At 58.8% G+C, this 20,781-nt stretch carries 19 protein-coding genes; 8 read left to right on the top strand and 11 right to left on the bottom strand.

What is annotated here, in order from left to right; translation table 11 throughout:
- Positions 1–27: 27 nt before the first annotated feature.
- The 5 genes from ABH912_RS26235 to ABH912_RS26215 all read left to right on the top strand — a co-directional run bounded on the left by ABH912_RS26235 (position 28) and on the right by ABH912_RS26215 (position 5,103).
- Positions 28–1,452 (top strand): gamma-aminobutyraldehyde dehydrogenase, encoded by a 1,425-nt coding sequence (locus tag ABH912_RS26235; protein ID WP_429511958.1) that lies wholly within the window; start codon positions 28–30, stop codon positions 1,450–1,452.
- 210 nt (positions 1,453–1,662) lie between these two features.
- Positions 1,663–3,147 (top strand): APC family permease, encoded by a 1,485-nt coding sequence (locus ABH912_RS26230; RefSeq protein WP_429511957.1) that lies wholly within the window; start codon positions 1,663–1,665, stop codon positions 3,145–3,147.
- 695 nt (positions 3,148–3,842) lie between these two features.
- The gene (locus tag ABH912_RS26225; protein WP_429511956.1) at positions 3,843–4,349 is read left to right on the top strand and encodes a BRO-N domain-containing protein; all 507 of its coding nucleotides are present in this window, start codon (positions 3,843–3,845) and stop codon (positions 4,347–4,349) included.
- A 237-nt stretch (positions 4,350–4,586) separates the two neighbouring features.
- Positions 4,587–4,835 carry a CopG family ribbon-helix-helix protein gene (locus ABH912_RS26220; protein ID WP_414923805.1) on the top strand — a complete coding sequence of 83 codons (249 nt, stop codon included), beginning with the start codon at positions 4,587–4,589 and terminating at the stop codon, positions 4,833–4,835.
- Entirely contained in the window at positions 4,813–5,103 is a 291-nt protein-coding gene (locus tag ABH912_RS26215; RefSeq protein WP_429511955.1) for a type II toxin-antitoxin system RelE/ParE family toxin, read from the top strand. Before ABH912_RS26220 ends, ABH912_RS26215 begins: the two co-directional genes overlap by 23 nt.
- Before the next feature lie 51 nt (positions 5,104–5,154).
- Here ABH912_RS26215 and ABH912_RS26210 read toward each other — a convergent pair whose 3' ends face one another.
- Positions 5,155–5,340: a hypothetical protein gene (locus ABH912_RS26210; RefSeq protein ID WP_033056451.1), complete on the bottom strand. Its 186-nt coding sequence runs from the start codon at positions 5,338–5,340 to the stop codon at positions 5,155–5,157.
- Between the two features lie 391 nt (positions 5,341–5,731).
- Here ABH912_RS26210 and ABH912_RS26205 point away from each other — a divergent pair, with 391 nt between their 5' ends.
- Positions 5,732–7,357, top strand: coding sequence for a glucan biosynthesis protein D (locus tag ABH912_RS26205; protein ID WP_033056386.1), 1,626 nt, complete (start codon positions 5,732–5,734; stop codon positions 7,355–7,357).
- A gap of 63 nt (positions 7,358–7,420) precedes the next feature.
- Here the strand turns inward: ABH912_RS26205 and ABH912_RS26200 are convergent, their stop codons facing one another.
- The 3 genes from ABH912_RS26200 to ABH912_RS26190 all read right to left on the bottom strand — a co-directional run bounded on the left by ABH912_RS26200 (position 7,421) and on the right by ABH912_RS26190 (position 11,113).
- The gene (locus tag ABH912_RS26200; protein WP_429511954.1) at positions 7,421–8,527 is read right to left on the bottom strand and encodes an NADH:flavin oxidoreductase/NADH oxidase; all 1,107 of its coding nucleotides are present in this window, start codon (positions 8,525–8,527) and stop codon (positions 7,421–7,423) included.
- Positions 8,528–8,794: 267 nt separating this feature from the next.
- On the bottom strand, positions 8,795–10,504 hold the full coding sequence (gene recJ, locus ABH912_RS26195) for a single-stranded-DNA-specific exonuclease RecJ (RefSeq protein ID WP_033056388.1): 1,710 nt from the start codon (positions 10,502–10,504) through the stop codon (positions 8,795–8,797).
- Positions 10,505–10,570: 66 nt separating this feature from the next.
- Positions 10,571–11,113, bottom strand: coding sequence for a YaeQ family protein (locus ABH912_RS26190; RefSeq protein WP_007897614.1), 543 nt, complete (start codon positions 11,111–11,113; stop codon positions 10,571–10,573).
- 147 nt (positions 11,114–11,260) lie between these two features.
- Here ABH912_RS26190 and ABH912_RS26185 point away from each other — a divergent pair, with 147 nt between their 5' ends.
- Entirely contained in the window at positions 11,261–12,460 is a 1,200-nt protein-coding gene (locus ABH912_RS26185; protein ID WP_033056389.1) for a CaiB/BaiF CoA transferase family protein, read from the top strand.
- Positions 12,387–13,382, top strand: coding sequence for a TIGR02285 family protein (locus ABH912_RS26180; protein ID WP_050482801.1), 996 nt, complete (start codon positions 12,387–12,389; stop codon positions 13,380–13,382). The genes ABH912_RS26185 and ABH912_RS26180 overlap by 74 nt, the downstream gene beginning before the upstream one ends.
- Positions 13,383–13,552: 170 nt before the next feature.
- On the opposite strand, the gene ABH912_RS26175 is transcribed toward ABH912_RS26180, so the two are convergent.
- From ABH912_RS26175 to rplS, 7 genes are all read right to left on the bottom strand, one after another.
- Positions 13,553–13,840, bottom strand: a complete 288-nt coding sequence (locus ABH912_RS26175; RefSeq protein ID WP_033056390.1) for a DUF3509 domain-containing protein — start codon at positions 13,838–13,840, stop codon at positions 13,553–13,555.
- Between the two features lie 162 nt (positions 13,841–14,002).
- Positions 14,003–15,361 (bottom strand): transporter substrate-binding domain-containing protein, encoded by a 1,359-nt coding sequence (locus ABH912_RS26170; protein WP_033056391.1) that lies wholly within the window; start codon positions 15,359–15,361, stop codon positions 14,003–14,005.
- Between the two features lie 133 nt (positions 15,362–15,494).
- The gene (gene thrC, locus ABH912_RS26165; protein ID WP_033056392.1) at positions 15,495–16,904 is read right to left on the bottom strand and encodes a threonine synthase; all 1,410 of its coding nucleotides are present in this window, start codon (positions 16,902–16,904) and stop codon (positions 15,495–15,497) included.
- A 66-nt stretch (positions 16,905–16,970) separates the two neighbouring features.
- Positions 16,971–18,275, bottom strand: coding sequence for a homoserine dehydrogenase (locus ABH912_RS26160; RefSeq protein ID WP_033056454.1), 1,305 nt, complete (start codon positions 18,273–18,275; stop codon positions 16,971–16,973).
- Positions 18,276–18,409: 134 nt separating this feature from the next.
- Positions 18,410–19,141: a bifunctional protein-disulfide isomerase/oxidoreductase DsbC gene (gene dsbC / locus ABH912_RS26155; RefSeq protein WP_017340265.1), complete on the bottom strand. Its 732-nt coding sequence runs from the start codon at positions 19,139–19,141 to the stop codon at positions 18,410–18,412.
- Between the two features lie 253 nt (positions 19,142–19,394).
- Positions 19,395–20,291, bottom strand: a complete 897-nt coding sequence (gene xerD / locus ABH912_RS26150; RefSeq protein WP_033056393.1) for a site-specific tyrosine recombinase XerD — start codon at positions 20,289–20,291, stop codon at positions 19,395–19,397.
- A gap of 99 nt (positions 20,292–20,390) precedes the next feature.
- A complete protein-coding gene (rplS, locus tag ABH912_RS26145; protein WP_003175895.1) occupies positions 20,391–20,741 on the bottom strand; it encodes a 50S ribosomal protein L19 in 351 nt (116 codons plus the stop codon).
- Positions 20,742–20,781: the final 40 nt, after the last annotated feature.

Raw genomic sequence — 20,781 nt, 5'->3', positions numbered from 1 at the left:
AATTTGCGGTAGAAAGAGGACAAAGCCATGCAAACCAAACTCTTGATCAATGGCCAACTGATCGACGGCGAAGGCCCCGCCCAACCGGTGTTCAACCCGGCCCTCGGTCGTGTGTTGGTGGAAATCAACGAAGCCAGTGAAGCCCAGGTCGATGCCGCCGTGCGCGCCGCCGACAGCGCCTTCGAAGGCTGGTCGCAAACCACGCCGAAAGAACGCTCGCTGCTGCTGCTCAAACTCGCCGACGCCATCGAAGCCCATGGCGAAGAGCTGGCCAAACTGGAATCAGACAACTGCGGCAAGCCTTACAACGCCGCGCTGAACGACGAGATCCCGGCGATTGCCGACGTGTTTCGTTTCTTCGCCGGTGCCAGCCGTTGCATGAGCGGTTCGGCAGGCGGTGAATACCTGCACGGCCACACGTCGATGATCCGCCGCGACCCGGTCGGCGTGATCGCGTCCATCGCACCGTGGAACTACCCGCTGATGATGGTCGCCTGGAAGATCGCCCCGGCCCTCGCGGCGGGTAATACCGTGGTGCTCAAGCCGTCGGAACAAACCCCGCTGACCGCGCTACGCCTGGCGGAACTGGCGTCGGAGATTTTCCCGGCCGGCGTGCTTAACCTGGTGTTTGGCCGTGGTCCTACGGTCGGCAGTCCACTGGTCACACACCCAAAAGTGCGCATGGTCTCGTTGACCGGTTCGATCGCCACCGGTTCGAACATCATTTCCAGCACCGCCGACAGCGTCAAACGCATGCACATGGAACTGGGCGGCAAGGCCCCGGTGATCATCTTCGACGACGCCGACATCGACGCCGCCGTGGAAGGCATTCGCACCTTCGGCTTCTACAACGCCGGCCAGGACTGCACCGCCGCCTGCCGCATCTACGCGCAGGAAGGTATCTACGACAAGTTCGTCGAGAAACTCGGCGAGGCGGTCAGCAGCATCAAGTACGGTGTGCAGGATGATCCATCGACCGAGCTCGGCCCGTTGATCACCGCCCAACATCGCGACCGCGTGGCCGGGTTTGTCGAGCGTGCCGTGGCACAGCCGCATATCCGTCTGATCACCGGTGGCAAGTCTGTGGAAGGCAATGGGTTCTTCTTCGAGCCGACTGTGTTGGCCGACGCTCAGCAGGACGATGAAATCGTCCGTCGCGAAGTGTTCGGGCCGGTGGTGTCGGTGACCAAATTCACCGATGAAGCACAGGTGCTGGGCTGGGCCAACGATTCGAACTACGGCCTGGCGTCGTCGGTCTGGACCTCGGACGTCGGTCGTGCGCATCGCTTGTCCGCACGCTTGCAGTACGGCTGCACCTGGGTGAATACGCACTTCATGCTGGTCAGCGAAATGCCCCACGGCGGTCAGAAACTGTCCGGTTATGGCAAGGACATGTCCATGTACGGGCTAGAGGACTACACCGTCGTTCGGCATGTGATGTTCAAGCACTAAAAGCATCGCGAGCAGGTTCTCCGCAATCCCTGTAGGAGTGAGCCTGCTCGCGATGGCCTCACCGCAACTTCAAGGAAGAAACCGGCACCCAGCACCACCAGGTTCCACCCCAAAGAAGCCAAAACAATAACCACCGATCCGGGCAGCGCCGTCATGGCCCTGCCACGGTTTCGGACATCCGAAATCTGCCGATTTTCCGGAGCTAACACCATGGATTCAACACCCGAACTCGCTGTACCCGTCGCTGACAGCGACGCCGAGCAACTGCGCAAGCTGGGCTACACCTCGAACTTCAATCGCAGCATGAGCCTGTGGGAAAACTTCGCCCTGGGCTTCACTTATCTCTCTCCGGTCGTAGGGGTTTATACCCTGTTCGGCCTGTGCCTCGCCGCCGGTGGGCCACCGATGTTCTGGGCTTATTTGCTGGTCGGATGCGGCCAGTTGCTGGTGTGCCTGATCTTCGGCGAAGTGGTCTCGCAGTTCCCGATTTCCGGCGGCGTGTACCCGTGGGCTCGTCGCTTGGTGGGCAAGCGCTGGGCGTGGATGGTCGGCTGGATCTACTCCATCGCCCTGTGTGTGACCATCGCTGCCGTTGCGGTGGGCGCTGGTCCGTACCTGGCCGCCATGATGGGTTTTGAACCGAGCAACAACACCAACATCGTCATCGCACTGTTCCTGACGTTGTTCGCCACCCTGGTCAACCTCAGCGGCACCAAAGTGCTGGCGCGGATCGCCATGTTCGGCTTCCTCTGCGAACTGGTCGGCGCGGTGATCGTCGGTGTTTACCTGCTGATCTTCGAGCGTCATCAATCGATCAGTGTGTTGTTCAACACCTTCGATATCAGCATTGATGGCTCGTATCTGCCGGCGTTCCTCACCGCCTCGCTGGCGGGGATGTTCCTGTACTACGGCTTCGAGGCCTGCGGCGATGTGGCCGAAGAAACCCCGAACCCGAGCAAACAGATCCCGGTGGCCATGCGCATGACCATCTACATTGGCGGCATCGCGGCGATGTTCGCCTGCCTGGCGCTGATCCTCGCCGTGCCAGACATGCAAGCCGTCATCAATGGCACCGACAAGGACCCGGTCACCACCATCCTCAACAACGCCTTCGGCCCGGTCGGCTCGAAAGTGGTGATGGGCGTGGTCATGATTTCCTTCATCTCCTGCGTCATCAGCCTACAAGCGGCGGCGAGTCGTCTGCTGTATTCCTACGCTCGGGATGAAATGGTCATCGGCAGCTCACTGCTGAAGAAGATTTCCCCTACGACTCAGGTTCCGGTTGCGGCACTGTTCGTGTCCGGCGTCCTGCCTGCACTGATCATTGTGCTGGGCTTCTTCCTGCAGGATGCAGTGGCAACCATCGTCAGCTTCGCGGCCATCGGTATCTACCTGGCGTTCCAGATGATCGTGCTCGCGGCACTCTATGCGCGCATGAAAGGCTGGAAACCGACCGGCAAATTCACCCTCGGCGCCTGGGGCTGGGCGGTGAACATCGGCGCGCTGGTCTATGGCGTCGGCGCAATCATCAACATGGCCTGGCCGCGCACGCCGGATGCGGCGTGGTACATCAACTACGCGATGGTGTTGAGTACTGCGATCGTGATTGGGTTGGGGCTGGTTTACATGTGGCTTGCCAAGCCGTATGACCATGGGACTGCGCCTGCGGGGGATGCTTGGAAGGTTAGTCGGTAAGGCTGATTGCCCCGGGATCCAGTGAGTTCCCGGGGCAAGTCCTGTCCGTCAAACAGCATCTGTCGTCATCCCGCAGCTCAGCCATCAATTCATCCGTACGCCCTTTGATATCAGCTTTGCCACGTACCGCTTCGAAGCGATCTTGGACATAAGCCTCAGGTTTCGCGTTGCTACCGTCAGTCATAGATCTGTTCCTTGTGCGCAGACTAAATGGACGTGGCACAGCGACCATGACCAAATCCAATCCTCGTCAAACCGTGAAGCCTTTGCCGCTGACTCCATGGATTTGAATAAATAAAGGAAAACCTGCGTCTCCGGTGCCGGATTTCTGCATGCAGTGCAAAAACAGGAAAATCCTACAGACCATGCCTTCTAGCAAAGACTCCCATTCCTACGACTAGCGTCGCCAGAGTAGACTTGGCGCCGCAAGCGCCTGACCGATAGGCTTTACCCCGTCGCTGCAAAATCAGCGATCCGGGGTCGAAGCCGGAAACTCATCAACATGGCGCATCTGCGCTCCCATATGAACTGGGGCATTTTTTGCCTTTCAGTTTCACTTTATGGCGGGCCGTGTGACGCGGGCCTCTTGGCTTACATGTTGATCGAGAATGTCCGACTTCGAACGCCGCACGGTCCGCCACCCAAATCTTTCGAAGGATTAGTGGCGGCTCCTTTTTCAACATGGAGTCGAAGAAATGCACCCACTAAATCAGTCTGAAATTCATCCTCATTTCATCCCTACCGTTTTCCCTCGCCACAACCGGTTCCTCCACGCCATCATCCAAGCGAATCAAGCCTGGTTCTGCGTTCAGGACCTGGGACGTTTGATGGGCCGCCCACTGGACCAACGACTCACCCAAAAACTCGATCCCGATCAGCGCCGATATGTCTGGCTGCTGAAGAACGGCAAAACAGTCGAATCACTCATGATCAGCGAGTCCGGAATGTACACTCTGCTTGTCCACCATTTCATCCCGGAAAACCGCAACCTGCGCCAATGGCTGAGCAATGACGTCATACCTGCGCTCCGTGAGTCGAACGCGGCTCCTGTGGATAACATTCCGAGCCTGAGTTCGTTGCAATGGGGTGGGCTCTCGGTGCCGCTGCTGCACTGGCAACATTCGGCGTGGATTAAATGGCGGGACATGCCGGATCTGATGCAGGCACAGCGACCGTTCCCGATCATGGGCACCTGCAGCTAAAGGCAGGATGAGTCGGGGGGGGGATGCTTGGAAGGTTAGTCGGTCAACGGGTTTGCCCCGGTGCCACCAATGGCAGCGGGGCACTCATTGCATTTCGAAATACATCCCCTCCCCCCGTTCTTCGTTCGCCCGCTAAGGTTTCTTCAAACCAATGCAAGGCGATCGGTTGACGAACAAGCCAGTAAGACCTAGGGTGTTTACGTCGTTTACAACGTATACATTTCTAGGAGAGCCGCCATGGCCTCGCCCGTTTTGTCTTTTCGAGTTGAAGAAACGCTTGCCCAACAGCTTGATAGTCTGGCAGCGGCCACCGATCGAGACCGTCAGTACCATCTCAAGCGAGCATTGGTTCGATATGTAGAAGCCGAGTCATGGCATCTGCAAGCCATAAGCGACGGCATAAAAGACGCCGACGCAGGAAAACTCACCGATCTGGATGCCGTAAAGGCTAAGTGGGCAAAACGTGCCGAGCGTAGTACTGACTGAAAAAGCGGAAAGTGACCTCGATTCTATTCATGAGTATTACCAAGTCGCCCTTGGTGCTGATGCCGCATTGGAGGTCATAGCGATTTTTCTGCAATCCTTCAACCAACTGGAGCAGTTTCCAGGGTCGGGAAGGCCTTCAGTAGTACCGGATGTACGTGAGCTGGTATTCGGTCGTTATCCATTCATTGCTCCCTATCGTTTGATGCATGGCCAGATACAGGTACTGCGTGTTCTGCACCAGCGGGCAGAGCGATCGCAAAATTGGTAATCGGCGACATTCAGCCGCAACACTATCGCGGCGGCTGAACGTAGTACCTCCTTAAAACCGCGAAACACTCCTCATCGCATCCACCAGATACCGCATCGCAATCTGGTCGCTTTCCGACAGTTCCCGATAGCGTTCCAACAACTTCATCTCGTCCGAACTGACCCGACGCCTTCGGCGCGCTGTGGTCAGGCAAGGAAGGATGCCCAGCAACTGGGTGATGCCTTGTACTTTCGTCATGGACGATGTCCTTCTATAAGCCCGAGAAAACTTCAAAAACCGCATCGCCCTCTCCTTTTTGTAGTCGCCGGCCTGAAGGGCAGAGGTCGGTCATGAACACAGAATAGGAACTATCACGGCGGTGAAAAGCGATTTTTAGAGTAATTAGTCGAAAAAAGCAGAAACGCCCTAAAAATCAGAAAGTACTGTCAGAAAACTTAACCGACATTTCTTGTTTCATTGCCGCGAAGCCAAAGTGCTACCAATCATTTTTTCTACACAACCGAACGGTTTAAGCTATTTGTTATCTGTTTAATGTCCGTTGCGTTTGGCCGAAGGCATGTCCGAACCTCTATTTTTGATCCAGCACGTGCCAGGAACGGCGCGGGATTGTTCACGACAGGTTGAACTTATGCACCGCAGGAATTTGCTCAAAGCATCCATGGCCATCGCTGCCTACACCGGTTTATCAGCGTCTGGCCTGTTGGCTGCCCGGGCCTGGGCCGGTACCGGCGCGGCGGATGGCGAGGCTCAGGCATTCGACTTCGAAGCGCTGAAAATCCAGGCCAAGCAGCTTGCCGGTAATCGCTATCAGGACACCAAGCAGGTGTTGCCGCCGACCCTGGCGACCATGACGCCGCAGAACTTCAACGCGATCCGCTACGACGGCAACCACTCGCTGTGGAATGACCTCAATGGTCAGCTGGATGTGCAGTTCTTCCACGTGGGCATGGGTTTCAAACAACCGGTGCGCATGTACAGCGTCGATCCCAAGACGCGTCAGGCGCGAGAGGTGCATTTCCGCCCTTCCCTGTTCAACTATGAAAAAACCACGGTCGACACCAAACAGCTCACGGGTGATTTGGGGTTTTCCGGGTTCAAGCTGTTCAAGGCCCCGGAGCTGGACCAGCACGACGTGCTGTCCTTCCTCGGCGCCAGCTATTTCCGTGCAGTCGATGCCTCAGGCCAGTACGGTCTGTCGGCACGCGGCCTGGCGATCGATACCTATGCCAAGAAGCGTGAAGAATTCCCGGACTTCACCAAGTTCTGGTTCGAGACCCCGGACAAGGACAGTACCCGGTTCGTGGTCTACGCCCTGCTGGATTCACCGAGCGCCACCGGCGCTTACCGTTTCGACATCGACTGTCAGGCCAGCCAGGTCGTCATGGCCATCGATGCGCACATCAACGCGCGTACCGCCATCGAACAACTGGGCATTGCGCCAATGACCAGCATGTTCAGCTGCGGCACCCACGAACGGCGCATGTGCGACACGATTCACCCGCAAATCCACGACTCTGATCGCCTGGCCATGTGGCGCGGCAACGGCGAGTGGATCTGCCGCCCGCTGAACAACCCGGCCACCCTGCAATTCAATGCCTTCGCCGACACCGACCCCAAAGGTTTCGGCCTGGTGCAGACCGATCATGAGTTCGACAGCTATCAAGACACGGTCGACTGGTACAGCAAGCGTCCGAGCCTGTGGGTAGAACCTACGACCGCGTGGGGCGAAGGCTCTATCGATCTGTTGGAAATTCCTACGACCGGCGAAACCCTGGATAACATCGTCGCGTTCTGGACCCCGAAAAAACCGGTCGCGGCCGGCGACTCCCTGAACTACGGCTACAAGCTGTACTGGAGCGCACTGCCTCCGGTCGGCACGCCGTTGGCGCGGGTCAACGCCACGCGTTCGGGCATGGGCGGCTTCATCGAAGGCTGGGCCCCCGGCGAGCATTACCCGGAGGTTTGGGCTCGACGGTTTGCCGTGGACTTCACCGGTGGCGGTCTGGACCGCTTGCCGGAAGGCGCGGGGATCGAGCCGGTGGTGACGTGCTCGAATGGGCAAGTGAAGGATTTCAACGTGCTGGTGCTGGATGACATCAAGGGTTACCGCATTACCTTTGACTGGTACCCGACCAATGACAGCGTCGCGCCGGTGGAGCTACGGTTGTTCATTCGTACTAATGACCGCACGTTGAGTGAAACCTGGTTGTACCAGTACTTCCCGCCTGCGCCTGAGAAGCGCAAGTACACCTGACAGCGGTAGAAACGCAAAAGCCCCGGTCAACTCGACCGGGGCTTTTTGGTTTTACAGCGTCAATCAGTCGCGCAAATCCGACTCATGAATCGGCTGTTCACGATGGGTGGCCCGCTGATACTGCGCCGGCCAGATGGCCTTGCGCCCACCCAGGTCATCATCGGCATGCAGCGGCCAGTACGGATCACGCAGCAGCTCACGCGCCAGGAAGATGATGTCAGCCTGGCAGGTACGCAGAATGTGCTCGGCCTGTGCCGGCTCGGTGATCATTCCTACCGTGCCGGTGGCAATACCTGACTCTTTGCGCACACGTTCGGCGAAGCGGGTCTGATACCCGGGACCTGTAGGAATCTCAGCATTGGCCGCCGTACCGCCCGACGAGACGTCAATCAGGTCTACGCCCAACGCATGCAGGCGTCGCGCCAGCTCCACGGTTTCATCGGGGTTCCAGCCGTCTTCCACCCAATCGGTGGCCGACACCCGCACGAACAGCGGTAGCTCTTCAGGCCACACCGCACGCACCGCTTCGGTGACTTGCAGTACCAGCCGGATGCGATTCTCGAACGAACCACCATATTGATCGCGCCGCTGATTGCTCAGGGGCGAAAGAAACTGATGCAACAGGTAACCGTGGGCGGCGTGAATTTCCACCACTTTGAAACCGGCGGTCAGCGCCCGTTTGGCCGAAGCGACAAAGGCCTGAATGACCTCAGCGATCTCGCCATCATCGAGCTGCTTGGGGTGGGTGTGCTGCGGGTCGAAAGCAATTGGTGATGGGCCCACCGGGATCCAGCCACCGTCTTCGGGTTTAACGCTGCCATGTTTGCCGATCCACGGCCGATGGGTGCTGGCCTTGCGCCCGGCGTGAGCCAACTGAATGCCGGCCACAGCGCCTTGAGCTGCAATGAAGCGCGTGATGCGTTGCAACGGTTCGATCTGTTCATCGTTCCACAGGCCGAGGTCCTGGGCGGTGATGCGTCCATCGGCGGTCACCGCCGTGGCTTCGGTAAACACCAGGCCGGCCCCGCCGACAGCGCGGCTGCCGAGGTGGACCAGGTGCCAGTCATTGGCCAGTCCATCGACGCTGGAGTACTGGCACATCGGCGACACCGCAATGCGGTTGAGCAGGGTCAATTGACGAAGGGTATAGGGTTCAAGCAGCAGACTCATGGGGCACCTCTCGAATCAGTGGGCAGGCTCCAGGGTTCTGTTTGAAAGTCGACGAGTGACAGGAAAAAGGTATAGCACCCGCCCCCGCGGGCAAAAAATTCGACAAGACGTCACAAGGATAATCAAGCAGTGCTTAGAGACTAGTCGACATCGGGGGATGAGGGAGGGTTCCGAGGGATTCGGTGTGAAGGAAATCGCCTTCGCGGGCAAGCCTCGCTCCTACAGGTATCGGTGATCTGTAGGAGCGAGGCTTGCCCGCGAATGGGGTCAACGCGGTTCGATGTGGGCAATCATCAACTGCACCGTCTCGTTGCCACGGAACTCGTTGAGGTCGAGTTTGTAGGCCAATTCCACCCATTTGATGGTCGGATTCGGCCAGATGTCGCGGTCGATTCCGAAGGCAATGCCATCCAGCTTCACCGAACCACATTCACTCTTCAGCACCACCTTGAGGTGCCGCTCGCCGACCACCCGCTGCTCGACCAGCTGGAACACGCCGTGGAACAACGGCTCCGGGAAATGTTGCCCCCAAGGACCGGCATGGCGCAGGGCGCGGGCCAGCTCCAGGTGGAACTCCTCGACCGCCAGCGTGCCGTCCGACAGCAAACGTCCGGTCAGGTCTTCTTCGCGCAATTGCCTACGCACTTCCGCATCAAAGGCTTCGGCGAACAACGGAAAATTCGCTTCCGGCAGCGTCAGGCCGGCGGCCATCGCATGGCCGCCATATTTACTGATCAGATTCGGATGCTGCGCCGCCACCACGCTCAACGCGTCGCGAATATGAAACCCCTGAACCGAACGCCCCGAGCCCTTGAGCAGGCCATCGCCGGCATCGGCAAAGGCAATGGTCGGACGGAAATAGCGATCTTTCATACGCGACGCGAGGATTCCGATGACACCCTGGTGCCACTCGGGATCGAACAGGCACAAGCCGAACGGCATCGACTCGACCGGCAAATCCTTTAGTTGAGCCAGCGCTTCACGCTGCATGCCCTGCTCGATGGATTTACGGTCCTGGTTCATGCCGTCGAGTTGAGCGGCCATTTCATGCGCCAGACCGGCGTCTTCGGTGAGCAGGCATTCGATGCCCAGGCTCATGTCATCCAGACGCCCCGCCGCGTTCAGACGCGGGCCGACAATGAAACCCAGGTCGGTAGAGGTGATGCGCGTGTGGTCACGCTTGGCGACTTCGAGGATCGCCTTGATCCCCGGCCGCGCGCGCCCGGCGCGAATCCGTTCCAGGCCCTGGTGCACCAGAATCCGGTTGTTGGCATCCAGCGGTACCACGTCGGCGACGCTGCCCAGCGCCACCAAGTCCAGCAACTCGCCGATGTTCGGCTGCGGCTTGCTCTCGTACCAGCCGAGGCTGCGCAAACGCGCACGCAAAGCCATCAGCACATAGAAAATCACCCCGACGCCGGCCAGCGCCTTGCTCGGAAACTCGCAACCCGGTTGGTTGGGGTTAACGATGGCATCGGCCAGCGGCAATTCGTCACCGGGCAAGTGGTGGTCGGTGACCAGCACCTGGAGCCCGGCCTTTTTCGCCGCCGCCACGCCTTCAACGCTGGAGATACCGTTGTCCACAGTGATCAGCAACTGTGGTGTACGGGTCAACGCCACTTCGACGATTTCCGGCGTCAGGCCATAGCCATACTCGAATCGGTTCGGCACCAAATAGTCGACGTGAGCCGCGCCCAGCAGGCGCAAGCCCAACATGCCCACCGTACTGGCTGTCGCGCCATCGGCGTCGAAGTCACCGACGATCAGAATCCGCTGACGCTGCTCCAGCGCCGTCACCAGCAAATCCACTGCGGCATCGATGCCTTTGAGTTGCTGGAACGGAATCAGCCGCGCCAGGCTCTTGTCCAGTTCAGCCTCGGACAGCACGCCCCGCGCCGCGTACAGACGGGTCAGCAGCGGCGGCAGATCACCGAGGAATGGCAGGGTGTCGGGCAACAGGCGAGGTTCGATGCGCATGGGGTGACAGGTGCTTCTCTTGAATACGTAGGATAAAAACGGGTAACGCGGACCAGCAGCGAATAATCAGCCGCGTTCGCCGCTCAGCCACTGCAACTGGACTTCGTGCTGACCACGGTCGTCGGTGACGAAAATCGTCCCTTCGCTGATCATCACGTCCCACTTGATAACGCGGGGCATGTCCTTGGCCAGGGTTTCCAGCACTTCCTGCGGAACAGCAGCGATGTGCACGTTTTTCAGGTTTTTGATCGCCGGGATTACTTTGGTCTCCCAGACACGCAGGCTGCCGTAGGCCAGCAGGCTGGTGCGCTCGGTGCGACGTGAGCACCAGGTCAGGCGATCGGCGTCTGGCTGGCCGACTTCGATCCAGTGCAGGACACGGTCGTCCAGGCTCTTTTCCCACAAGGCAGGTTCGTCCACGTCTGACAGACCGCGACCGAACGACAGTTGCTCGTTGTACCAAAAGGCGTAGGCCAGCAGCCGCACGGTCATGCGCTCTTCGGTCTCCGAAGGGTGACGGGCGATGGTCTGCTTCACGCTCTCGTACACGCTGCGATCGAGGTCGGTAAGGTTCAGTTCAAACTTGTAGGTCGTGGACGGCTGGGCCATGAACGGGCTTCTTGATACGGGGAAAGGCGGCAAGTCTAACCGATGCGGTAGGCAATCCACGAATTGAAGGCGATCAACCTTGGTCGTCTGACGTTCGGCTATGTTAAAACCCTGTATCCGCTCAACCTTTGTCCTACAGGAACCAGCATGCCGCTCACCGGAAAACCGCTCTCAGGTCTGAAAGTCATAGAATTGGGTACGCTGATCGCCGGGCCGTTTGCCTCGCGCATTTGCGGCGAGTTCGGTGCCGAGGTGATCAAAATCGAGTCCCCCGATGGCGGCGATCCGTTGCGCAAATGGCGAAAACTGTATGAAGGGACCTCGCTGTGGTGGTTCGTCCAGGCGCGCAACAAGAAATCCCTGACCCTGAACCTCAAACACCCCGACGGCCTGGCGATCCTGAAAAAACTGCTCAGCGAAGCGGACATTCTGATCGAGAATTTTCGCCCAGGCGTGTTGGAAAAACTCGGTCTGGGATGGGAAGTCTTGCACGCTCTGAACCCGAAACTGGTGATGGTGCGTCTCTCGGGTTTCGGTCAGACCGGGCCGATGAAAGATCAACCAGGTTTTGGCGCCGTTGGTGAATCCATGGGCGGCCTGCGCTACATCACGGGGTTCGAAGACCGACCACCGGTGCGCACCGGGATTTCCATTGGTGACTCGATTGCCGCGTTGTGGGGTGTGATCGGTGCATTGATGGCCCTGCGTCATCGCGAGGTCAACGGTGGTCTCGGCCAAGTGGTGGATGTGGCGCTGTATGAAGCGATCTTCGCCATGATGGAAAGCATGGTCCCCGAGTTCGACGTGTTCGGCTTCATCCGCGAGCGCACCGGCAACATCATGCCGGGCATCACGCCCTCCTCGATCCACACCAGTGCCGACGGCAAGCATGTGCAAATCGGCGCCAATGGCGACGCGATCTTCAAACGTTTCATGCTGATCATTGGTCGCGAGGACCTGGCCAACGACCCGGTGCTGGCCAGCAATGACGGACGCGACAGTCGTCGCGACGAGATTTATGGGGTGATTGATCGCTGGGTCAACTCGCTGCCGCTGGACACCATCATCGAGCAGTTGAATCAGGCCGACGTGCCGGCCAGCCGGATCTTCAGTGCTGAAGACATGTTCAGTGATCCACAGTACCTGGCCCGGGAAATGTTCCTGAAGGCCAAGTTGCCGGACGGCAAAGATTTCAAGATGCCGGGAATCGTGCCGAAACTCTCTGAGACACCCGGCACTTCGGAATGGGTCGGGCCGCAGTTGGGCGAACACAATGCGCAGGTACTCAACGATCTTGGTTACGACAAGGAACAGATCGCAAAGCTGCGTGAAGACGGGGCCATCTAAGCTGAGGCGCCTGCTCGAGCAGCCCATCAACCACTGCCTGACGCGCGGCGGACGAGCATTGTGCGCGTTCGCATTTTTCCTGGTGCTCGCCGGCCAGGCTCAGCCAACGTTGGCGCAACCGAAGGAAACCCTGGTCTGGTTATTGCGCGACCTTCCACCGCTGATGATTTTCGAAGGATCGAAAAAGGGCCAGGGCGTCATCGATCAACTGTTACCGCTGCTGATCGCCCGCATGCCGCAATACGAACACACCCTGATGCGAGTCAATCGCGCTCGCGGCTTGCAAATGCTCCACGAGCCATCCCTCACGTGCGATGCAGCGCTGAACTGGAGCAAGGAGCGCGATGACTGGATCGCGTTTTCCATCCCGGTCTTTCGGGCCATGAGTAATGGCCTGGCAGTGCAGCGCATCGATCGGGAGTTGCTGGCGCCCTTTGTCGAGGATGGCGAAGTGGACCTGGCGGCCCTGCTGGCCAGTGGCCGCGAGAAACTGGGCATTATTGCCGAGCGCAACTACGGCGAATATCTCGACGCGCTACTCAAACAAGCGCCAGCCAACTCACTGACCCTCCACTACGGCAACGACGCTTTGGGCAGCCTGTTGCAAATGCAACGCCTGGGGCGCTTGCGGATGCTGTTGGGGTACCGCTCGGAGATCCGCTACCAGGCCCAGCAGCAAGGGATCGCGGAAGATGAATTGCAGTTCTACCCGATTCGCGGCACGGGCAAATACCTGTCCGGTTACATCGGCTGTACCGACACCCCCCAGGGCCGGCAGGCGATCATCGAGATCAACCAACTGCTGCGCACCCTGCCCCACGATCACTTGAGCGAGGCATACGCCGCCTGGCTGGACCCCGAGAGTCGCCGCGACTACCTGGAAGCCAGCCGGGCATTTTTCCTGCAGCAGGCCGAGCAATGACAAATCGCAGGCAAAAAGAAACCCCGAGAAGTGGGGAGACGACTCGGGGTTAAACGTGGCCTACATAAAGACCAGTGGCAGCAAGCTACAAGCACCGGAGCACAATGCTTGATCCTGCTGTTACAAGGTCTGACTGACCTAAGCGCAGGAAGGTTCCCACAAAAAACAATTCAATTTCGGTTGGCCAGGATCTTGTCCTGGGCAGCATTACGTAACGCCGCGATGACGCAGGGCTCCAGTCGACCTTCGGCGATCAGCACGTCGCGATGCAAACCGTCGACGACATCCGTCAGTAGACGTTTGCTGGTCAACTGAGCCTGATTGAACGCCCGCTCGACCACGATCGCGCCAGTCGCATTTTTCAGTGTCACCAGGCATTCGCCATGGGTCCCCGACGGGGTCAACGTTACCTGGTACGGGCTCAGAGCTTCACCGAGCAATAGGCTGATACTTTCCATCTCGATCACCACTCAATAGTCCGAAAACAAAGTGCCTGGGGCGTGCCTACAGTAAATGACCACTGGCTCGAGAAGAAAGTTCTGGATACCGACTGCTGGTGAACCTGCGCCGCGGGTCAATAGAGCATGCACGGCCAAGATGACAGATAAAAAACAGCCACGTCACGCCTGCGTCTTACGCTTGCCGATATCGGTCCATCCTCCCAGCAGGCCCCGCAATTGTCCGTCGGCACCGTAAAAAGGCACCGTCCACTGATAGACATGCCTGACGCCGTTGTTGAACATCAATTGACGTTCACTGAAGCGCGTCTTGCGCGTACCGAGCTGGGCCATGAACTCTGCATGCAGCAGTTCGGCGGTCTCTTTGGGCAAGACGTCCAGTTCAATCAGCTGTCGCCCCTGAACCTGGTCGAAACGGGTCGACAAGCCCTCCTCATAACTTTTGTTGCACATGATCAAACGTCCTTCCAGATCACGAACAAACATCGGGTCGGGCACGGCGTCCATCAATGCATGCTGGAAGGCGAGCTGATCACTCAGACTCTTCTCGGCATCCAGGCGCTGCTGGATCAATACCGTGAGCCGTCGATTCCAGAGCAGGGACAACAGGCCGAACAGACTGACGATAAACATTCCCCAGCAGCCCCACTCGGCGAGTCGGTGCCAGACACCGGGCACCTTGACGGGGGCAATCCCACTGAGCCATTTCAAGCGAATGGCGCGCAATTCGGCAGGATCAAGCGCCTCAAGCGCCTTGTTGAGGATGCTCGACAGCTGAGGCTGACCTTTACGTACGGCCAGATGGTCCGCCTCCCATTTGCCCTCGACCGCATACCCGACCTTGAGCCGCCCGGACGGATAGAGTTGGGCTCCGGTTTCGTTTTCGATGGTGGCATAGGCTTCACCGCTCTCGACCAGCGCCCGGGCCTCCGCGTAGGTTTTAACCGAGCGCAGTTCGATGTCCGGATAGTCGCGGCGAATCGTGGCTTCCAGTGCATGCCGGGTCGGCAGCACCAGAACCTTTCCCGATAGCTGCTCCAGGGATTGCACCTCTGGCGCCCCGGCCCGCCCGACGAACACCCAGCCAGCACCACCGAACGCATGACTGAAATCCAGAAACGTCTTGCGTTCGTCATTCATTGCCAGCGTCGTGCTCATGTCCGCTGCGCCACTTTCCAGTCGCCCGAGCAACTGATCGGTAGAAAACGATTCTTCGTGAACAAACTGCAATCCCGTCATCGCGCTGATGCGGTTGAGCAGATCATTGTTCAAGCCGCTCCATTGGCCGTGCTTATCCTTGAACAGGTACAACGGATACTGCACCGATGCGACGATGACGTTCGAATGCTCGGCAATCCATTTCAACTCCTGAGCGTCCAGCTCGATCATTGGGCCAGCAACCGATCCTTTGGAATCGGTCGCCGCCAATTGCGACGCGCCCCCCCATTGAGCAAAGCCCAGGGTGCCGACTAAAAAAAACACCCAGCACGCGGCTGGTTTTAACCCTCTGAAAAACAGCATTGCCACTTCCTTGGTGATCGTCTCGCCCGCCCTTCATAGGCGGCTCTTCATTTACGAAACCCGACAAGTGTGGCATGCAGAAATGAGAAAGCCCGTCAGGAGACGGGCTTCAAAATGTGACAGTTTTAATTGGTTACAGAGGCTTGCCGCGGTTGCCATGCTGACTGACAAAGGCCTGTACGGCTTTCAGGTCATTTGGCAGCACGGTGCAGCGCTCATCTCGCTCAAACAAATCAGAAAGATGTGCAGGTAGTTCGAGCGCTTTTCCTACGCCAGCTTTTTCCACTGCGTCCGGGAATTTGACCGGATGGGCCGTACCGAGGATCACCATCGGGATATCCAGGCTGCGACGGCACTCGCGCGCCGCCTTCACGCCGATAGCGGTGTGCGGATCCAGCAGTTCGCCAGTTTGCTCATAAACTTCGGCGATGGTTTCGCAGGTTTGAGCGTCATCCACGGACAGCGAATCGAACAGCTTGCGGGCTTCGGTCCAACGTTCCTGTTCGACGCTGAAACCGCCACCTTGCTTGAAGGTGTCCATCAGCCCGGCAATCGCTGCGCCGTTGCGACCGTGCAGGTCGAACAGCAGGCGTTCGAAGTTCGACGACACCATGATGTCCATCGACGGCGACAGCGTGGCGTGCAGGGTGTCCTTGACGTACTGATTGCCGCTCATGAAGCGGTGCAGGATGTCGTTGCGATTGGTGGCGACAATCAACTGGTTGATCGGCAGGCCCATGTTGCGCGCCAGGTAACCGGCGAAGATGTCGCCGAAGTTGCCGGTCGGCACCGAGAACGACACCGAACGCGCCGGGCCGCCCAACTGCAGGGCTGCATGGAAGTAGTAAACGATCTGGGCCATGATTCGCGCCCAGTTGATCGAGTTCACCGCCACCAGGCGCGTGCCTTTGAGGAAGCTCTGGTCGGCGAAGCTGGCCTTGACCATTTCCTGGCAGTCATCGAAGTTGCCTTCGATGGCGATGTTGTGGATGTTCTCGCCGAAAATGGTGGTCATCTGGCGACGCTGCACTTCGGACACGCGGTTGTGCGGGTGCAGGATGAAGATGTCGACGTTTTCGCAGTGTTTGCAGCCTTCGATGGCGGCCGAACCGGTGTCGCCGGAGGTGGCACCAACAATCACCACGCGCTCACCGCGTTTTTCCAGCACGTAGTCGAGCAGACGACCCAGCAGCTGCAAGGCGAAGTCTTTGAACGCGAGAGTCGGGCCGTGGAACAGCTCCAACACCCATTCGTTGCCGTTCAGCTGACGCAACGGTGCCACGGCGTTGTGGGAAAACACGCCGTAAGTCTCTTCCAGAATCTTTTTGAAATCGGCATCAGGGATGCTGCCGGTCACGAACGGGCGCATCACCCGGAAGGCCAGCTCGTGATACGGCAGGCCGGCCCAGGAAGCGATTTCTTCCTGGGTGAAACGTGGCAGGTTTTCCGGGACGTACAGACCACCGTCCGTGGCCAGACCGGCCAGCAGGACGTCTTCGAAATTCAGGGCCGGTGCCTGGCCGCGGGTACTGATATAACGCATGACTGGCTCCAATAGACAGTGTTCGCAAACCCGGGCCCGCAGGCGAGCCCGGTGAACGATAACGGCTTAGTTCAGGTGCTCGACGCGGATCCGTACGACCGGACCGACCACGCCAGCCAAGGCTTCGAGGGCGGCGATCGCGTCGTTCATGTGCTGTTCCAGCACGCGGTGAGTCAGCAGGATCATCGGCACCAGGCCGTCGTGTTCTTCGACTTCCTTCTGCATGATCGATTCGATGTTGATGCCGCGCTCCGACAGGATGCTCGCCACCTGCGCCAACACGCCTGGATGGTCCTTGGCCTGGATGCGCAGGTAATAGGAGCTTTCGCAGGCTTCGATCGGCAGGATCGGGTGGGCCGACAGCGAATCCGGCTGGAACGCCAGGTGCGGTACGCGGTTTTCCGGGTCGGAAGTCATGGCGCGAACCACGTCCACCAGGTCGGCGATCACCGACGAAGCGGTCGGCTCCATGCCGGCGCCAGCGCCGTAGAACAGCGTCGAACCGGCGGCATCACCGTTGACCATCACCGCGTTCATCACGCCGTTGACGTTGGCGATCAGGCGATCAGCCGGGATCAACGTCGGGTGCACACGCAATTCGATACCGGCAGCCGTGCTGCGCGCCACGCCCAGGTGCTTGATGCGATAGCCCAGCGCTTCGGCGTAGTTCACGTCAGCGGTGGTCAGCTTGGTGATGCCTTCGGTGTAAGCCTTGTCGAACTGCAGCGGAATGCCGAACGCGATGGACGCCAGGATCGTCAGCTTGTGGGCCGCGTCGATGCCTTCAACGTCGAAGGTCGGATCGGCTTCGGCGTAACCCAAGGCTTGCGCCTCGGCGAGTACGTCTTCGAAGGTCCGGCCCTTCTCACGCATTTCGGTGAGGATGAAGTTGCCGGTGCCGTTGATGATGCCGGCGACCCAGTTGATGCGGTTGGCCGACAGGCCTTCACGGATCGCCTTGATCACCGGAATGCCACCGGCCACGGCGGCTTCGAACGCCACAATCACGCCCTTCTCCCGGGCCTTGGCGAAAATTTCATTACCGTGAACGGCGATCAACGCCTTGTTCGCGGTCACTACGTGTTTTCCGTTCTCGATCGCTTTGAGTACCAGCTCGCGGGCAACGGTGTAGCCGCCCACCAACTCTATGACGATGTCGATCTCAGGGTTCGTGGCCACTTCGAAGACATCGTTGGTAATCGCAATACCGGTCGTCTGGAACTGAGGCTTTGGCGTGCGCGTGGCAATTTGTGCCACTTCGATTCCACGCCCGGCACGACGAGCAATTTCCTCGGCGTTACGCTGAAGTACGTTGAAGGTACCGCCACCGACGGTCCCTAACCCACAGATGCCTACTTTGACCGGTTTCACTGTGAACTCCCCATAAAACGGCCGACTCAAGGCCGGCCGTGAAAACAACCGCATACTCGCGGTTCTCTATTAATGGCCCGGCGAATGCTGCCGCCGAACCATGATCGTCAATGGCTGACCGTGACGATGCGAATTTACTTCGCGCCCAGTGCCAGTTTGGCGACTTGTGGCGCAGGCTGGTAGCCCGGAATGACTTGGCCGTCGGCCAAAACGATGGCCGGTGTACCGTTCACGCCGATCGACTGACCGAGGGCGAACTGCTTGGAAACCGGGTTATCGCACTTGGCGGCCTTGATTTCCTTGCCGTCGACCATCTTGTCCATGGCAGCTTTCTTGTCTTTCGAGCACCAGACCGCTTGCAGCTGTTCGTCACCCGGCGAGCCAAGGCCCTGGCGCGGGAACGCGACGTAACGCACTTCGATGCCGCGCTTGTTCAGCTCAGGCACTTCGGCGTGCAGCTTGTGGCAATACGGGCAGGTGGTGTCGGTGAATACGGTGATGTGCGATTTGGTTTCGCCGATCGCCGGATAGACCACGGTTTCCGCAACTGGAATTGCGTTGACCAGTTTGGAAACGCCCAGGCGTTCGGTTTTTTCAGTCAGGTTGACCGGTTTGCCGTCCTTGAGCTGGAACATGTAGCCCTGAACCACGTATTGGCCGTCGGCACTGGCATAGAGCACGCGACTGCCCTGCAGTTTGACTTCATACAGGCCCGGCAGCGGACTGGCGGAAATACTTTCTACCGGAACCTCGAGCTGGAGGGTTTCCAGGCTTTTACGAATGGCTTTGTCGGCCGCGTCATCGGCGACGGCAAAGGTGCTGACCAACGCAATGGCTGCGGCGGCGAAAATCTGGGTCAGACGCATGAGAACTCCTGAAGGCGGACAAATGGGACGATCAGAACGCCCGTGCCGAAACACCGGGTCATAAACGCCCATCGTGCAAACCGGCAAAGCCTACCACATAAGGCCCCTGTGGCCGAATGCGCCTGACGCAAGACATTGGGACAACGCAATCCCCTGTAGGAGTGAGCCTGCTCGCGATAGCGGTAGTCCTGACAACACAGCGGTGACTGACAGATCGCCATCGCGAGCAGGCTCACTCCTACAGGGATTTTGTTCAGCCTCTGGGGTGGTGTTTGGCGTGCAGGTCCTGCAAGCGTGCGCGGGCGACGTGGGTGTAGATCTGCGTGGTCGACAGATCGCTGTGACCGAGCAGCATTTGCACCACCCGCAGGTCGGCGCCGTGGTTGAGCAGGTGCGTGGCGAAGGCATGGCGCAAGGTGTGCGGCGACAGCGATTTGCCGATCCCGGCAACCTTGGCCTGGTGCTTGATGCGATGCCAGAAAGTCTGCCGAGTCATCTGCTCGCCGCGCTGGCTGGGGAACATGACATCGCTGGGACGCCCGCCAAGCAGCTCCTGGCGGCCATCGCGCAGGTAACGCTCGACCCAGACAATCGCCTCCTCGCCCATCGGCACAAGCCGCTCCTTGCTGCCCTTGCCCATCACTCGCAGCACGCCCTGGCGCAGATTGACCTGCTCCAATGTCAGGCTGATCAGCTCCGTCACACGCAAGCCGCAGGCATAAAGCACTTCAAGCATGGCGCGGTCGCGCTGGCCGATGGCTTCGCTCAGGTCGGGCGCTTTCAGCAGCGCCTCAACGTCCGCTTCCGACAGGGATTTGGGCAGCGGCCTACCGAGCTGAGGCATGTCGACGCGCAACGTCGGATCGACGGCGATCAGTTTTTCCCGCAGCAAATAACGATAGAACCCACGTACTCCGGAGAGAAATCGCGCAGTGGAACGGGGTTTGTAGTTTTGCTCCAGGCGCCAGGCCAAGTGATCGAGGATCAATTCGCGTCCGGCGTTGATCAACTCCAGGCCTTTGTCCTGCAGCCAGCCGTTGAACAAGGCCAGATCACTTCGATAGGCATCGCGGGTGTTATCGGAAAGACCTTTCTCCAGCCACAGAGCGTCGAGGAATTGGTCTATCAGTGGATGATCGATGGCGGGCATAAAGGCTCAGGCAAGACCGACAGTACGGTCAGGGAAGATAAATCGCAGGCAACAAAAAAGCAGCCCGTAGGCTGCTTTTTTCTGCATCGGAAGCTGGACTTAAGCCAGTTTTTCCTTGATGCGAGCTGCTTTACCGGACAGGTCACGCAGGTAGTACAGCTTGGCTTTACGTACGTCACCGCGACGTTTAACGGCCATGCTGTCAATTTGCGGGCTGTAGGTCTGGAAAGTACGCTCTACGCCAACACCGTTGGAGATTTTACGAACGGTGAAAGCACTGTTTACGCCGCGGTTACGCTTGGCGATAACAACACCTTCGAACGCTTGCAGACGCGAACGGTCGCCTTCCTTCACTTTCACCTGAACGACAATGGTGTCGCCCGGGGCAAAGGTAGGGATCTCTTTGGTCATCTGCTCTGCTTCGAGTGCAAGGATGATTTTGTTAGTCATGCTGTGCTCCTAAGGTAAATCAACGGACTTACCATCGATA

It is taken from the genome of Pseudomonas sp. BT76 TE3572 (assembly GCF_050435365.1).
GTDB classification, from domain to species: Bacteria; Pseudomonadota; Gammaproteobacteria; order Pseudomonadales; family Pseudomonadaceae; genus Aquipseudomonas; species Aquipseudomonas fluorescens_W.
This window is presented reverse-complemented; position numbering and strand designations above follow the sequence as displayed.